Raw genomic sequence first — 16,887 nt, 5'->3', positions numbered from 1 at the left:
GAGACATAAATGAAAATTCTATTAAAGTTTATTTTATTCTATTTTTTTATCAGTTATCAAAATGATTTTGGGCAAGAATACCCAACTCAAATAGATAAGGAAATGTATATATCATATTTAGATAGTTTGGATGATAGCCCAGGTATTCGTGCAATCCGATATTATCACATAACCGAAGCTTTACCAGCAATTGAAGAGAGGTTTTGGCAAAAAGGTGATATTACACAATCACTTTATCTTCACTTGCTTTTAGAATTAGGATCTCCCAATTTGGAATCTTTTGCACTTGCGTATATAGATTCTGCAGATAATGATTCGTCGCGTCCTCCACTTATTAAAAAAGTAGATGCAACGCGTGTACTTTTTTTAGCAGGTAATTTTACTACCATACACTATTATTGGGATTGGCTAGATGAATTTAAGGAAGGTAAATATGAAACTTGTGTGGGTTTTTTACATGCCCTACCGGAAATAATTAGAAATGTTCCTGAAGAAGCAGAAAAAGCAAAAAGTGATTTAATTTATTATGCACAACACTCTAAAAATGTTGGAGTGAGATATACTGCAATTACTACATTAAGTGACATATTTGGGGATGAGATGATTCCCCTATTAATAGGGATTGCAATTACAGATGTAGTTAGCTCAAATAGGTATACAGCATATGAAGAATTAGTTAAATTACATTATAAAGATATTCATAATTTTACAAAAGATAGGCTTTATTCTGAACCTGAGTCTCTTTATAGAGTTTATCATGCAGATACTTTATTGGTTAGATATGGTACGATTGGTGATTATAAATATGTAAATGATTATTTACAACATGAAAAAGACACTGAAAAGAGGGGTTGGATAAAAACAGGAATTGATATTTTTTATCCACCGAAGCCTGCTACAACTGTTCCAACATTAGATATGCTGGACACCCTCACCTCATACACAAACCAATGTTACAATTATGAGTGGGTAAAAGATGAAACATACAAAGACGAGTTACTAACAAAACTAACAAGTGCAAAAAATTATTTAAGTACCGGTGACTCAATAAATTGCAGAATTAAAGTGGAAGCTTTTCAAAATAGTGTTAACCAAGTTTACCAAGACTCAGCAGGCAGCTATCCAAAATATGTAAGCAAAGAAGGTTATAAATTTTTATACCATTATGCACAATATATTTTAGATAGATTGCCGGAAGTTCAAACCTACCCATACCTAAAAGTAAATTTTAAGGATAGCGAAGGTAATTTTATACTTAATGGTTCATTGCAATACTATGATGCGGGCTGGAAAGATGCTGTAAATAATGGAGATGGTACATTTAATGTTGAAACACAAAAAGAAAAAGTAAGTTTACGCATGACTTATGAAGGCGGAAACCAACAATTGGACAATATAACAGTTGCAAAAAACACCGTAACTTTTAGTACAGTTAAAACAATTGTCAAATTGCTAAATAGTCAAAATGAAATGATAAATGATTACAGCGTTCAGTACTATGCATCGGGCTGGAAAGATTTTGGAATTGCCACTAATGGTGAGGCAGCAAAAGAACTACTTCCAAAAGAATATAGTTTTAGAATGAATTACGGCGGTGCAAGTTTGGATAAAAGTCAAAATATTGGAACTGACGCAACAGTAATTTTCCAAACTGTAAACGCAATAGTTCAGTTAAAAGATTCGCAAAGTAATTTGTTAAATGGCGGAACAGTTCAATATTATGCCTCCGGTTGGAAAGACTTTGGAGCTGCAGCAAATGGAGAAGTAACTAAAGAACTACTTCCAAAAGAATATAGTTTCAGAATGAATTACGGTGGAGCAAGTTTGGATAAAAGTCAAAATATTGGAACCGACGCAACAGTTATTTTCCAAACTGTAAATGCAAAAGTTCAGCTAAAAGATTCACAAGGAAATTTATTAAATGGTGGTCCGTCAGTGGACGGATTTGTTCAATATTACGCATCCGGCTGGAAAGATTTTGGAACAGCAGCAAACGGAGAAGTTACAAAAGAACTACTTCCAAAAGAATATAGTTTCAGAATGAATTACGGTGGTGCAAGTTTGGATAAAAGTCAGAATATTGGAACAGACGCAACTGTAATTTTCCAAACTGTAAATGCTAAAGTTCAACTAAAAGATTCACAAGGAAATTTGTTAAGTGGTGGTACTATACAATATTATGCTTCGGGTTGGAAAGAATTTGGAACTGCTACAAATGGAGAAGCTGCAAAAGAATTACTTCCAAAAGAATATAGTTTTAGAATGAATTACGGTGGTGCAAGTTTAGATAAAAGTCAAAATATAAGCAATAATCTTCAATTGGAATTTTCTACAGTAAATTGTATAATTAGAGTTGTTGATGGATCAAATCAGCCGATAAATAATGCAGCAGCTTCATATTATGCAAGCGGATGGAAGACAATAGGAAATACAATTAATGGTGAAGTTAAAAAAAGAATTACTCCCGAAAAATTACAGTTTTAGAGTAAACAGCAATGGAGTAAATAAAGAAAAGCAACAAGATATAACAAATAATAACGTTGTAGAATTTGTTTATTAAACTTTGAGCACTTTGTGAAAATCAACTTTGTGTTCTTAGTGGTAAAAAGAAAAACCTAACCACAGAGAGCACAAAGAAGACACAGAGAAAAAAGGAGAAATAAAAATGAAAATAATTATAACTTTAATTTTGTTTGTAAGTCAGATTTTAGCACAAACAGTATATGAAATTCCCTTTGCATCAAAAGGGAATGAAATAGAATTATCAGTACTTAATGATTCACAATTAAATTTAAATGATGTAAAAGTATCAGCAATCGAAATACCAGATTGGATAAAATTTGAAAATGAAGTAACTGAAATTAGTTCACTAAATTCACAAACTGAAGGAATTGCTACTTTCAAATTTGATGTAGAACAACAGGCAAAACTAATGGAAGAACAAACACTTAAATTTCAAATAAGTGGAAATAATCAAAACTGGGAAAAGGAAATAAAAATAACAATACTCCCTCCAGATAAATTTGAGTTGAATCAGAATTATCCAAATCCGTTTAATCCGGTGACAACAATAAGTTATTTAATTCCGAAAAACGAAAGAAGAGAAACGTCAAACGTAAATTTGATTATTTATGATATTTTAGGAAGAGAAGTAGAAATAATAGTAAATGAAGAACAAAGACCGGGCTATTATAAAACAGAATGGAATGCAAAAAATCTTGCTAGCGGAATGTATATTTATCAAATAAGTATGAAAAACGGAAATAAAACGGAAATGCAAAGAAAAAAGATGATGTTGATGAAGTAAAGACGTAAAAACGTTGAGACGCAGAAACGTAAAACGAAAAAAATAAATTCGTGCATTCGTGGCAAATAATTAAATTCAAATCCCATCAATTCGGTGGGATTTTTTGTTGAGTTTCATCAATTGCTAAAAACAACTTAATAGAGTAATTTAACATAGTTAATTTTATTTTTGAGGAATTTAATGAATAGTCAAATTAATGCGGCAATTAGAACAAACAATATAACTTATGCCGTAAGAGATATTTTGTTAGTTGCAAATGAAGTTGCAAAAACCGGAAAAGAAATGTTGTACTTAAATATTGGCGATCCGAATATTTATGATTTTGAACCGCCGCGACATATGATTGAAGATACTTATAAAGCAATGCTTGCAAATTATAATGGATATTCTCCTTCCTCTGGAATTAAACCGGCGCTTGATGCAATTGCAAGAAACGCGGAAAAAAAAGGAATTAAAAATATTCAAGATTTATTTATTACAACCGGCGCAAGCGAGGCAATTGATATTTGTCTAACTTCTTTAGTAAATCAAGGTGAGAATATTTTAACTCCAACTCCCGGATATCCTTTGTACACAGCCATTCAAAGCAAATTGCAGATGTTTGAAAATCCATATTTTCTTGATGAAAAAAATAATTGGCAGCCAGATGTTGAAGATATCAAACGAAAAATTAATGATAAAACCCGCGCAATAGTTTTGATAAATCCTAATAATCCAACCGGATCAAATTATAGTTTGGATGCGCTTAAACAAATTATTGATTTAGCTCTTGAGCATAATCTTATAATTTTTGCAGATGAAATTTATGATAAACTTTTAATGGATGGAGTAACTCACACTTCAATTGCATCTTTAAATTCGGAAGTTCCGGTAATTACTTTCGGCGGATTATCAAAAAATTATATGGTCCCGGGATTTAGAATCGGCTGGGGAATTATAAGCGGAAACAGAAATCGTTTATCAAATTATATTGAAGCAATAAATAAAATTTTGCGCTCGCGTCTTTCTGCAAATCATCCCGAACAATATTCAATTGTTGGAGCTTTGGAAGGTCCGCAAGATCATCTTCAACTTGCAATGCAAAAATTAACTTCGAGAAGAAATTTAACAGTTGAAATGTTGAATTCAATTCACGGAATTTCTTGCGTAAAACCGGAAGGAGCATTTTATGCTTTTCCAAAATTAGAAATTAAAAATTCGGATAATCACTTTGTTGCGGAATTAATTAAAGAAACCGGAGTTGTAGTTGTGCCCGGAACCGGATTTGGACAAGTACCCGGAACAAATCATTTCAGATTAGTATTTTTACCGAATGAAGAAATCTTACAAAAAGCTTATAATAAAATTGGCGATTTCTATCAAAAATACATCGAAAAATTTGAGAAATAATTTTTAGAATTTTATTGAAAATTTAATGCCGGTTTCTGATTTGAGGAATTCCGGCATCTGTATTTTTTAAGGAGAATTTTTGAGTAAATATAATATTACTAAACTGGAAAATGGAATTAGAATCGCAAGCGAAAAATTGGATTACGTAAATTCATTTTCGTTGGGATTTTGGTTTAATGTTGGCTCGCGCGATGAAAATAAAAATTTAAATGGAATTTCTCATTTAATTGAACACATGTTTTTTAAAGGTACAAAAAATAGAAGTGCAAGAAAAATTTCTCTCGATATTGAATCGCTTGGCGGTTACTTAAATGCATTTACATCTAAAGAACATACTTGTTTTTACGGAAGAGGAATAAGCAATCATATTGAAAAAACTTTTGAGGTTTTATCTGATATGATTCAAAATTCTCTTTTTGCACCAAAGGATTTAGCTAAAGAATCTAAAGTTGTTATCGATGAATTGTATGATATTGAAGATTCGCCGGAAGAATTAATTTTTGATAAATTCGAATCAAATTTATTCAAAGGAAATTCACTTGAATACGCAATTATCGGAACGGAAAAAAATATTGCAAATTTTTCTCAGCAAGATTTATTGGATTATGTGAACAAACATTATTCAATTAATAATTTGTATATAATTGCTTCGGGAAATGTTGATCACAATAAGTTAATTCATCTTACCGAAAAATATCTTACAAATTTAAAAGTTGTGAATTCTAAAAAAAGAAAATTATGTACATCGCAAAAAGTTGAAAATATTTTTGTTCAAAAAGATATTAATCAAACTCATTTAATTGTCGGCGGATTAACACACGGTTATAATCATAAAGATAGAGCGATAAGTAATTTAATTACAAATATGCTAGGTGAGGGAAGCAGTTCGCGTTTGTTTCAAAGCTTGCGGGAACGAAACGGAATTGCATATCAAATAAATTCATTCATGAATTCTTTTTATGATATTTCTTCATTCGGAGTCTATTTTTCTACAAATGAAAGTTCGTTTAAAAAAGCTAAGAAAATTGTTGATTTTGAATTTGAGAAATTTCGTGAAAAAGGAGTTGGCGAAAAAGAATTGCAAAGTGCAAAAGAATATATTAAAGGTCATGTACAAATGAGTTTGGAAAGCACTTCAAACAGAATGATGCGTATGGGAAATTCACTTTTGTATTTTGATAAAATTAAATCAGAAGAAGAATCGATGGCTGAAATTGATGCGGTTACAAAAAATGATATTTTAAATTATGCGCAAACTTTGCTTAATCCGGAAAATTTATCTTCGGTACTTATATCAAATAAAAATTTACTTTCATAATATTGAGATAGAAAAATAAATTACAAATAGTTAATTTTTAACAAAGTTATTTAGATTCTGCGAATGACAAAACTTTTACAAATTTTTATTTTATTAAATATTGTTGCAATGCAAATTTCAGCTCAATCAGAACCGGCAATGGTAAGGATTGATTATCCGGAATTTGTTGAAACAGAAAATTCATTTGAAGTTTCTGCAGTATTTAAGTTTAATGAAAAACCACAAAATTCTTTTAATCTGAATTTTAGAAAAAGTAATAACGCAAATATAAATTCTGCATATATAAATATTGGCGAAAACAAAAATCAGTTAAGAATAAATTATTCTAAAAATGATGCTGAAAATTTTTCAATAAATATTAATGCCGCAAAAATTCAAATTGAAGAAAATGTTCCGTATCAAATAATTTTTATTTGCAAAATTTTTGGTTCAAATTCCAGTTATGAAAAATTCTTAAGTTACAAAGGCAACGTAATAAAAAGCAGTAATTCATTTAGCAAGAAAAATAATAGCGGAAATTTTATTTCTTTCTATAAAACTCAAGAAACAGCGGGCAATTGTCTTGTTTTAAATAAAGAATCTTCGTTCGAAATTAATTTTACAAATGATGATGAAAGAGTTCCGATTTTATTTGAATTTTGGTTCAAGACTTTTTCAAAGTTAAAAAATATATTTAAAATTTTGGAAGCAAATTCAGATGACACTCTATTTGCTTTATCAAGAAATGATTTAGGTTTTGCTTCAACCCCTTTTAATAAAAATGATGTTATAAAAAATGATGTTTACATTTCAAATTCAACTTGGAATTATTTTTCAATTCATATAAAAAAAGAAAATAACGGAATAAAATTAGTTGCTTTTTTGAATTCAAAATTGATGAGTACAAAATTTATTTCTAATAAATCAGTAAAAACAATTCTGAAGTTTATTTTAGAAAACCAGAATTCAGATAAAAATTTTGAAATAGAAAGAATTAGATTAACCAAGTTCGGCAGCAATCTTAAGTTAGCTTTTGACAATAAACATTATCTAAATTTTGATGCTGATAGTACAACTCACATTGCAAAATTTAATTTTGATGAAAAATCCGAAGTTGCAAATTTTGAAAGAAATGAGAAGCTTTTTATCAATACAAAAAATATTGAATTCAAAAAATCCGATGCACCAATTTTTTCTAGAGCACCCAAACTAAACGTAACTATTGGGTCATCGTATAATTCAATAATATGGTATGTTCAAGAATTTTATGCAGCAAAAGAATTTATTTTAGAAAAATCAACTAATAATAGTTCGTTCAAAAGTATTTATAAATCAATTGCAGATGATGATCCGTTAAAAATTTATTACTTCACGGATGATCTTTTAGCAGAAAAAGATGTTGCGTTTTATCGGTTGAAGCAAATAAATAAAGACGATACGGAAGTTTATTCCGGCGAAGTTAAAATTGGTAATAAAAACATTGAGGAATTTAAACTCAAACAAAATTATCCCAACCCTTTTAATCCCATTACAAATATTTTTGTGGATGTAATTATTCCATCTGAATTTGAAATTAATGTTTTTGATTTAGTCGGGAATAGAGTTTCACATTTACATAAAGGATATTTAACCGAAGGATTACATTCATTCGAGTTTAAAGCAGAAAATTTACCTTCTGGAATTTACTTTTATGAAGTTATTTCACCGCAAACACACGCTGTCAAAAAAATGATATTAGCAAAATAAATCTAAATTATATAGATTTAAGTTTTAATAATATCAAACTTATAAAATGCTTTCAAAAGTATTTTCAAGCGCAACCTACGGAATTGACGCTTTTATAATTGAAGTTGAAACTCATTGTGAAAAACAAATTCCATCGTTTACAATTGTCGGTTTGCCGGATAATGCAGTAAAAGAAAGTCGGGAAAGAGTTTCAGCGGCAATAAAAAATAGCGGTTTCGAATTTCCATTAAAAAAGATAACAATAAATCTCGCTCCGGCTGATATTAAAAAAGAAGGAAGTTCGTTTGATCTTCCAATCGCAGTTGGATTATTAGCTTCAAGTTGTCAAATTAATGATGAAGAAAAATTAAGCTCAACTTTAATTTTAGGCGAATTAGCACTTGATGGAACTTTGAGAAGAATAAAAGGCGGACTTTCGATTGCGGTTGAAGCAAAAAAAAGGGGTTTCCAAAATTTAATTGTTCCAATAGATTCAGTAAGAGAATCTTCAATAGTTGATAATCTGAATGTATTTGGATTTGAAAATCTAAAACAAGTAATTTCATTTCTAAACTCCGAAGAAATTTTCGAACCGCATAAATCTAATTTAGATGAAATTTTTTCAGAAATAAATTTTTATCATTTGGATTTTTCTGATGTTAAGGGACAAGAAAATGTAAAACGTGCTTTAGAAATTGCTGCAGCCGGTGGACATAATATACTAATGATTGGGCCTCCCGGATCGGGAAAAACAATGCTTGCAAAAAGATTTCCGTCAATTCTTCCTCCTCTAACTTTTGAAGAAGCTCTTGAAACTACAAAAGTTCATTCTATTGCCGGAATTTTACCAAAAGAAAAAGCATTGGTTACTGAAAGACCTTTTAGAAATCCGCACCACACTGTTTCAGATGCAGCTTTAATTGGCGGAGGTTCATTTCCCAAACCGGGTGAAGTTTCATTTGCTCATCACGGAGTATTGTTTTTAGATGAATTACCCGAATTCAAGAAAAATGTTTTGGAAGTTTTGAGACAACCGTTGGAAGATTCAAAAGTTACAATTAGCAGATCAAAAATGTCCTTAGAATTTCCGGCGAATGTTACGTTAGTTGCGGCAATGAATCCTTGTCCATGCGGATTTTATACGGATCCAAACAAAGAATGTACTTGCAACACCGGAATGATTCAAAAATATATGTCAAAAATTTCGGGTCCGCTTTTAGATAGAATTGATATTCATATTGAAGTCCCGGCAGTGAAATATAAAGATTTATCATCTTCAGAAAATGGTGAAAAGTCTTCGGTAATTAGAGAGCGGGTTATAAATGCTAGAAAAAAACAGCAAATTCGATTTGAAAACAATAAAATGATTTTCAATAATGCAGATATGGGATCAAAAGAAGTGAGAAAATATTGTAATTTAGATGAAATTGGAGCAAATTTATTGAAAATTGCAATGACAAAATTAGGACTTTCCGCAAGAGCGTATGATAGAATATTAAAAGTGAGCAGAACAATTGCAGATTTGGAAAACTCAGAAAATATCCAACCTAATCATATAAGTGAAGCAATTCAATATAGAAGTTTAGATAGAGAATTGTGGAACCATTAGAATATTCACTCATAAAATTCCTAAAAAAACTGGAATAAAAGATTAATTTTGTTAAATTTACCTCAAAAATTCGGAAAAAATAATATTTTCTTTTGGCAGAATTCTTGCTTTTTAAAAAAAGGAATCATAAGTTTATAAACTTGAAAAAAATTATATTGATGGATTTGGGCGGACGCCGGAGTTGGAGAGCCGGGGCGGACTGTAAATCCGTTGGCGAACGCCTTTGGGGGTTCGAATCCCTCGCCGCCCACTTTTCCCCATAATTTTAAGCGGGGGTAACTCAATTGGCAGAGTCACAGCCTTCCAAGCTGTTGGTTGCGAGTTCGAACCTCGTCCCCCGCTCATTCAAACTGGGGATTTTGTTTTTTTAAATTTTCTCTACTTTTTCAAGCTGACGTAGCTCAGTTGGTAGAGCACATCCTTGGTAAGGATGAGGTCACCGGTTCAATCCCGGTCGTCAGCTCTACAAGCTAAAATTTTGTATAAGTAGTAATTTGAGGAAAAAATGGCAAAAGCTAAAAATGCTAGACAAAATATCATATTAGAAAGTTCTGCAAAAACTGGATACAGATACACAACTTCAAAAAACAAAAGAAATCATCCAGCACGTGTTGAATTTAAAAAATATGATCCAATTGTTAGAAAACACGTAATTTTTAAGGAAACTAAATAAATACGTCAGTGGCTCAATTGGTAGAGCAGCGGTCTCCAAAACCGCAGGTTGGGGGTTCGAGTCCCTCCTGACGTGCCACTTAAAATTATTGGAATTATGAAAGAGAAAATAATAGAGTTTTTTAACGGTGTTGTAAAAGAAATGAAAAAGGTTACTTGGCCGACTCAAGAAGAGTTGAAAGAGTCAACTACAATTGTAATTGTTGTTTGCTTAATTATTGCTGTTTTTACTTATGTCGTTGATATGGGTGTTACTCAGTTATTTCAAGGAATATTTTAGATTTGGAAAATTCAAATTTCAAATGGTATGTTGTTAGAACTTTTTCTGGGCACGAGAACAAAGTGAAATCTATTATTGATTTAGAATTAGCTGATAATGTTGAGTTAAAATCAAGAATAGAAGAAATACTTGTACCTGTAGAAAAAGTTTTTGAAGTAAAAGACGGCAAAAAAAGAACAAAAACTAAGAACTTTTTTCCAGGTTATGTTTTAATAAAAGCTGAATTAGATAATAAAGTATTGGATTTTATATCAAATACACCTTCAGTTATGGGATTTCTTGGTGGACAGAAAAAACCAAACCCACTTCAACCGGATGAAGTTAAAAGAATAGTTGGAAGAATTTCTAAAGATGAAGAAACTGAAAGAACAGATACAATTTTTAGATATGGCGATTATGTAAAAATTATTGATGGTCCATTTAATAATTTCTCGGGTGTTATTGAAGAAGTAAATGAAGATAGATTAAAAATAAAAGTACTTGTTTCAATTTTCGGCAGAAAAACTCCTGTTGAAATTGATTTTGTTCAAGCAGAATTAGAAAAATAAATTTAGGTTCGAAAATGGCTAAAAAAATTGATAGTTATATTAAGTTACAAATTCCTGCTGGTGCGGCAAATCCCTCACCTCCGGTTGGTCCCGCACTAGGTCAAAAAGGTGTTAATATTATGGAATTTTGTAAGCAGTTTAATGCAAGAACTGCTGAAAAAGCAGGACTAATAATTCCTGTTGTTATTACGGTTTTTGCTGATAAAAGTTTTACATTTATTACCAAAACTCCGCCAGCTGCTGTATTATTAAAAAAAGCTGCAAAAGTTGAAAGAGGTTCAGCTGAACCTAATAAAACAAAAGTTGCTGCCGTAACCGATGCACAAATTCAAGAAATTGCAGAAACAAAATTGCCAGATCTTAATGCAAATGATATTGAACATGCAAAAAGCATGATTGCTGGTACAGCAAGAAGTATGGGAATAACCGTTAAATAAAAAAAGTTGGATAAAATGAAAGTATCTAAAAGAGTTAAAAAAATAAAAGAAAACGTAAAAGTAGCTAAAGAATATTCTTTAGAAGATGCTATTAAAACTTTAAAAGAAGTTAGCAATGTTAAATTTACCGAATCTTTAGATTGTGCAATTAGACTTGGAGTAGATCCAAAACATGCAGACCAAATGGTTCGAGGAACTGTTTCTCTTCCACATGGAACTGGCAAAAAAGTTAGAGTTCTTGTTATTACTAAAGAACCCAAAGCTAAAGAAGCTTTGGATGCCGGAGCTGAATACGCTGGCTTTGAAGAATATTTAGAAAAAATTAAAGAAGGCTGGACAGATGTTGATGTAATAATTGCATCACCGGATTCGATGGCTGAATTAGGAAAATTAGGAAGAATTTTAGGCCCGCGCGGTTTAATGCCTAACCCCAAAACCGGAACAGTTACCCCAGATGTAGCAAAAGCTGTAAAAGAAGTTAAAGCTGGTAAAATTGATTTCAGAGTTGATAAGACCGGTATCGTTCATGCTTCTTTAGGTAAATTATCTTTTACGGAAAATCAATTAGTTGATAATGTAAAGGAATTTCTAAAAACTATTATTAAGCTAAAACCATCAGCTGCAAAAGGAACTTATGTTAAAAGTTTATTTTTAAGCAGCACAATGGGTCCTGGTTTACCAATATCAAAAGATGATGTTTTAGCTAACTTTAAATAAAAATTACGCACTCACAATAAATATAAACAATCGCTTCATTGTTTATTTTTGAATTATTGAATCGGGTAAAAGATGAATAAGAATGAAAAATTAGAAAGTATGTCCGAAATACGAAAACTTGTTGAAAAATCAACCGGAATGTATCTTGTTGATTATTCTGGAGTTAATGTTGAAGATCTTAACTTTCTTAGAAGAGAATTTCGTAAAGAAAATGTTAACTACAAAGTATTTAAAAACACTTTTCTTAAAAGAGTTCTTAAAGAAATTGGTGGTTATGAAAAATTCGAACCACTTTTAATAGGTATGACCGGTGTTGCTTTTACAAGTGATAATTTTATTGCTCCCGCTAAAGTTATTAAAAAATTTAGTAAGGATAAAAATAAATTTACATTTAAAGGAAGCTACATTGAATCACAATTTTACGGTGCTGATCAGTTAGATAGTTTAGCATCGATGCCGACAAAAGAAGAAATGATTGCATCAATTATTGGTAGTATTGCTGCTCCTGCTTCAGGAATTGTTGGAGCAATTAACGCAGTTTTAAGAGATTTAGTCAGCGTTGTTGACGAAATTAGCAAACAAAAAGCTGCATAATTATAGAAATTAAAGTAATCGATAGGAGATAAAAAATGTCTGAGAAAATAACTGAAATTGTTGAAAAAATTAAAGCATTAACATTAGTTGAAGCTTCTGAATTAAAAAAAGCTTTAGAAGATGAATTTGGTGTTACTGCTGCTGCGCCAATGATGATGGCAGGTGCTGCTGTTGCTGGCGAAGCTGCTGCTGTAGTTGAAGAAAAAACAGAATTTAATGTTGTTTTAACAGCTTTCGGTGATAAGAAAATCAACGTAATTAAAGTTGTTAGAGCTCATACTGGATTAGGATTAAAAGAAGCTAAAGATTTAGTAGATGGTGCTCCTAGTGTAGTTAAAGAAGGTGTTTCAAAAGATGAAGCTGAAAAAATTAAGAAAGAACTTGAAGAATCAGGTGCATCTGTTGAACTTAAATAGTATTTCTTAACTATTTATTCCAAAATATTCGAAGTGGTAATGTGAAAAAACGCATTACCACTTTCGTGCATTTAAAAACAAATTTTTAGTTTAATTCTTTTGAGAGGTATCGGCTTGGAGAAACATAAAATTAACAAGAAAAATAATCGTATCACATTTGCCTCCATTATGCCTACGGTTGATATTCCGGATTTATTAAATGTTCAGTTAGATTCTTTTGAAGAATTCTTGCAGTTAGGTGTGCCTCCGGAAAAAAGGGAGAACAAAGGTTTACAAGCAACATTTATTTCAAATTTTCCAATTTTTGATAACAAAGAGTTTTATCGGCTTGATTTTATTAGTTATAATATCGAAAAACCAAGATATTCTTTGAACGAATGCGAAGAAAGAGGATTAACATATGCTGCACCTCTAAAAGCAAAATTAAGATTATCAACAAAAGATGATGAAACCGAAGAATACGTAAACTCAGTTGAACAAGATGTTTATTTAGGAAATCTTCCGTTTTTAACAAATAGCGGAACATTTATAATAAATGGTGCAGAAAGAGTAATTGTAAGTCAATTACACAGATCTCCCGGCGTAGCATTTTCGCAATCAGTTCACCCAAATGGAACCCCAATTTATTCAGCTAGAATTATTCCATTTAGAGGTTCATGGGTTGAATTTGCAACTGATATAAATCATGTTATGTATGTTTATATCGATAGAAGAAAGAAATTTCCAGCATCAACATTGCTTAGAGCAATAAATTATACAACTGATGAGGAAATCTTAAAATTATTTAATTTAGTTGTTGAAGAGAAAATTAGCAATTTAGATGAAACATTTGTGGGAAGATTATCAGCTGAAGATTTAATTGATACTTCAACGGGTGAAATATTTGTTGCAAAAGATGATGAACTAACCGAAGAAATTATAGATAATTTAAAAGATTCCGGTTTGAAAACAATTAAATTGATAAATTCCGATTCAAACCAAGATCAAAATTTAATTTTGAATACAATAAGAAAAGACTCTTCAAAAACAAAAGAAGAAGCACTTTTTGCAATTTATAGACAGCTTAGATCGGGTGAAGCCCCGGATATTGAAACTGCCGAATCGTTAATTGATAAATTATTTTTTAACGAAAAAAGATATGATCTTGGTGAAGTTGGCAGATTTAGAATGAATGATAAATTGGGATTAAATATTCCCTTGAATAAAACTGTTCTAACTCCGGAAGATATAGTTGCAATTATGGCAAGTATTATTAAACTGAAAGTTGGAAACGTAAATGTTGATGATATTGATCATTTAGGAAACAGACGTGTAAGAACGGTTGGTGAGCAGTTAATGCAGCAATATAATGTTGGTTTGGCAAGAATGGCTCGCACAATAAAAGAACGAATGAACATGCGCGATACGGAAAATATGCAGCCTCAAGATTTAGTAAATGCGCGAACAATGAGCAGTGTAATTAATGCTTTTTTTGGAACTAACCAACTTTCTCAATTTATGGATCAAACAAATCCATTATCTGAATTAACACACAAGAGAAGAGTTTCTGCATTAGGACCCGGCGGATTAACAAGAGAAAGAGCTGGTTTTGAAGTTCGTGACGTTCACCATTCTCATTACGGGAGGCTATGTCCAATTGAAACTCCTGAAGGACCGAATATTGGTCTTATTTCTTCTTTAACAATTTACTCAAGAGTTAATAGTTATGGATTTTTAGAAACTCCTTATCGGAAAGTTAAAGACGGAAAAGTAACAAAAGAAGTTCATTACTTAAATGCAGATGAAGAAGATGCATTTACAATTGCTCAGGCTAATGCACCAATTACGGAAAAAGGCGAGTATATAAATCCAAGAGTAAAATGCCGTTATAAAGGTGAGTTTCCTGTAGTTGTCCCGGACCAAGTTCATTTTATGGACGTTGCACCATCTCAAATAGTAAGTGCTGGAGCCGCTTTAATTCCATTCTTAGAACATGATGATGCTAACCGTGCACTTATGGGTTCAAACATGCAGCGTCAAGCTGTTCCTCTTTTAAAACCTCAAGCTCCAATTGTAGGAACCGGAATGGAACAAATTGTAGCTCATGATTCTCGTTCGGTTATTGTGGCTGAAGATTTGGGAGTTGTTGAATATGTTGATGCAAAAACAATTATTGTGAAGTATGATATTGATTCAGATAGTGAAGCCGCAATTACAAATTTTGATGATGAAAGAAGAATTGAATATAAATTAACCAAATTTACCGGAACTAACCAAGAAACTTGTTTTAATCAAATTCCGGTTGTAAAAATTGGACAGAGAGTTAAGAAAAGTGATGTTCTTGCAGATGGACCGGCAATTGAAGGCGGAGAACTCGCTCTTGGAAGAAACGTTTCCGTTGCATTCATGCCTTGGAATGGTTACAATTTTGAAGATGCTATTGTAATTAGTGAAAAAATGGTAGCGGATGATGCATTTACTTCAATTCATATTGAAGAATTTGAACTTCAAGTTAGAGAAACTAAACGCGGTGAAGAAGAATTAACTAGAGATATTCCAAATGTTAGCGAAGAAGCTACAAAAAATCTTGATGAAAATGGAATAATCCGTGAAGGAGCTATTGTTCAAGAAGGTGAAATTCTAATTGGAAAAATTACACCTAAGGGTGAATCTGATCCTACCCCTGAAGAAAAATTACTAAAAGCGATTTTTGGAGATAAAGCTGGTGATGTTAAAGATGCATCTATGAAAGCACCTCCCGGATTAAAAGGAATTGTAATCAAAACCAGACTTTTTAGCAGAAAGAAAAAAGATCCAGAATCTAAAAAGATGGAGAAAAAAGAAATCGACTTTCTTGAAAAGAAAAATCAAGATTCAACTGAAAATCATTATAAAAAATTGGTTGCAAAACTCACCAAAATTGGTGAAGGTAAAACTACAGTTGGTGTAAGAGATTTAGATGGTTCTGTAGTTCTTAGAAGTGGAACAGTGATTAAGGATTCCACTTTCCCCGGAATTGCTGATGTTGCAAAATTAGATTATACACAAGATTGGTATAAAGATGCAGGTGATAATAAAATAGTTAAAAAAGTTTTTGTTAATTATTTTAATGTTCTGTCTGATATAAATGAAGAATTTAAAAGAGAAAAAACCAATATACAAAGTGGAGATGAATTACCTCCGGGAATTGTTCAATTAGCAAAAGTTTATGTTGCCAAGAAGAGAAAACTTTCCGTAGGCGATAAAATGGCTGGTAGACACGGAAACAAAGGCGTTGTAGCAAAGATAGTTCCTGTGGAAGATATGCCGTATCACGAAGATGGAACTCCGGTTGATATAGTATTAAATCCATTAGGTGTACCATCTCGTATGAACCTTGGTCAACTTTATGAAACAGCGTTAGGATGGGTTGGAAAGAAATTAGGAGTAAAATTTGAAACTCCAATTTTTGACGGTGCAAGCTACACAAATGTTGATGAATTTTTGGAAAAGGCTGGGCTTCCTGCTGGAAGTAAAGCAACTCTTTATGATGGAAGAACTGGTGAAAAATTTGACCAAAAAGTTACATGCGGATATATCTATATGTTAAAGTTAGGTCATATGGTTGAAGATAAACTTCATGCAAGATCAATAGGACCATATTCATTAATTACTCAACAGCCATTGGGTGGTAAAGCACAATTTGGCGGTCAAAGATTTGGTGAAATGGAAGTTTGGGCGCTTGAAGGCTATGGAGCTGCACACATATTGCAAGAAATTTTAACAGTAAAAAGTGATGATGTTACAGGTAGAGCTAAAACTTATGAAGCTATTGTAAAAGGTGAAAATTTAGGCAAACCAAATGTGCCTGAATCATTTAATGTGTTAATTAAAGAGCTTCAAGGTTTAGGCCTTGATATTAAAGTGAACTAATTAAA

At 31.7% G+C, this 16,887-nt stretch carries 14 protein-coding genes and 4 tRNA genes; all 18 read left to right on the top strand.

Going from position 1 to position 16,887, the window contains the following annotated elements; genetic code table 11:
* Window positions 1-9: 9 nt before the first annotated feature.
* Window positions 10-2,484, top strand: a complete 2,475-nt coding sequence (locus IPH62_01840) for a hypothetical protein (protein ID MBK7104008.1) — start codon at window positions 10-12, stop codon at window positions 2,482-2,484.
* A gap of 181 nt (window positions 2,485-2,665) precedes the next feature.
* Entirely contained in the window at window positions 2,666-3,307 is a 642-nt protein-coding gene (locus IPH62_01835; protein ID MBK7104007.1) for a T9SS type A sorting domain-containing protein, read from the top strand.
* A gap of 180 nt (window positions 3,308-3,487) precedes the next feature.
* Complete coding sequence (locus IPH62_01830) at window positions 3,488-4,696, top strand: aminotransferase class I/II-fold pyridoxal phosphate-dependent enzyme (GenBank protein MBK7104006.1); 1,209 nt, start codon at window positions 3,488-3,490, stop codon at window positions 4,694-4,696.
* A gap of 79 nt (window positions 4,697-4,775) precedes the next feature.
* On the top strand, window positions 4,776-6,014 hold the full coding sequence (locus IPH62_01825; GenBank protein MBK7104005.1) for an insulinase family protein: 1,239 nt from the start codon (window positions 4,776-4,778) through the stop codon (window positions 6,012-6,014).
* A gap of 63 nt (window positions 6,015-6,077) precedes the next feature.
* Window positions 6,078-7,739, top strand: coding sequence for a T9SS type A sorting domain-containing protein (locus IPH62_01820; GenBank protein ID MBK7104004.1), 1,662 nt, complete (start codon window positions 6,078-6,080; stop codon window positions 7,737-7,739).
* Window positions 7,740-7,785: 46 nt separating this feature from the next.
* Complete coding sequence (locus tag IPH62_01815; protein MBK7104003.1) at window positions 7,786-9,327, top strand: YifB family Mg chelatase-like AAA ATPase; 1,542 nt, start codon at window positions 7,786-7,788, stop codon at window positions 9,325-9,327.
* 166 nt (window positions 9,328-9,493) lie between these two features.
* A tRNA-Tyr gene (locus IPH62_01810) sits at window positions 9,494-9,577 on the top strand.
* A 19-nt stretch (window positions 9,578-9,596) separates the two neighbouring features.
* A tRNA-Gly gene (locus IPH62_01805) sits at window positions 9,597-9,669 on the top strand.
* Between the two features lie 48 nt (window positions 9,670-9,717).
* A tRNA-Thr gene (locus IPH62_01800) sits at window positions 9,718-9,790 on the top strand.
* Window positions 9,791-9,832: 42 nt separating this feature from the next.
* A complete protein-coding gene (gene rpmG, locus IPH62_01795; GenBank protein ID MBK7104002.1) occupies window positions 9,833-10,000 on the top strand; it encodes a 50S ribosomal protein L33 in 168 nt (55 codons plus the stop codon).
* Between the two features lie 2 nt (window positions 10,001-10,002).
* Window positions 10,003-10,078: transfer RNA gene (locus IPH62_01790), tRNA-Trp, on the top strand.
* Between the two features lie 18 nt (window positions 10,079-10,096).
* The gene (gene secE / locus IPH62_01785) at window positions 10,097-10,279 is read left to right on the top strand and encodes a preprotein translocase subunit SecE (protein MBK7104001.1); all 183 of its coding nucleotides are present in this window, start codon (window positions 10,097-10,099) and stop codon (window positions 10,277-10,279) included.
* Window positions 10,280-10,281: 2 nt separating this feature from the next.
* Entirely contained in the window at window positions 10,282-10,827 is a 546-nt protein-coding gene (gene nusG / locus IPH62_01780; protein MBK7104000.1) for a transcription termination/antitermination factor NusG, read from the top strand.
* Between the two features lie 14 nt (window positions 10,828-10,841).
* Window positions 10,842-11,264, top strand: coding sequence for a 50S ribosomal protein L11 (gene rplK / locus IPH62_01775; protein MBK7103999.1), 423 nt, complete (start codon window positions 10,842-10,844; stop codon window positions 11,262-11,264).
* A 15-nt stretch (window positions 11,265-11,279) separates the two neighbouring features.
* Window positions 11,280-11,981: a 50S ribosomal protein L1 gene (locus IPH62_01770; GenBank protein ID MBK7103998.1), complete on the top strand. Its 702-nt coding sequence runs from the start codon at window positions 11,280-11,282 to the stop codon at window positions 11,979-11,981.
* 72 nt (window positions 11,982-12,053) lie between these two features.
* Window positions 12,054-12,575 carry a 50S ribosomal protein L10 gene (locus IPH62_01765; GenBank protein ID MBK7103997.1) on the top strand — a complete coding sequence of 174 codons (522 nt, stop codon included), beginning with the start codon at window positions 12,054-12,056 and terminating at the stop codon, window positions 12,573-12,575.
* Window positions 12,576-12,610: 35 nt separating this feature from the next.
* Window positions 12,611-12,991, top strand: coding sequence for a 50S ribosomal protein L7/L12 (rplL, locus tag IPH62_01760; protein ID MBK7103996.1), 381 nt, complete (start codon window positions 12,611-12,613; stop codon window positions 12,989-12,991).
* Between the two features lie 114 nt (window positions 12,992-13,105).
* Window positions 13,106-16,882 (top strand): DNA-directed RNA polymerase subunit beta, encoded by a 3,777-nt coding sequence (rpoB, locus tag IPH62_01755; GenBank protein ID MBK7103995.1) that lies wholly within the window; start codon window positions 13,106-13,108, stop codon window positions 16,880-16,882.
* The last annotated feature ends 5 nt before the right edge of the window (window positions 16,883-16,887 follow it).

The sequence above is a fragment of the Ignavibacteriota bacterium genome (assembly GCA_016708125.1).
In the GTDB taxonomy this organism is placed as follows: domain Bacteria; phylum Bacteroidota; class Ignavibacteria; order Ignavibacteriales; family Melioribacteraceae.
The sequence above is the reverse complement of the archived record's forward strand: the minus strand, read 5'-3'. Positions and strand labels throughout refer to the sequence as shown.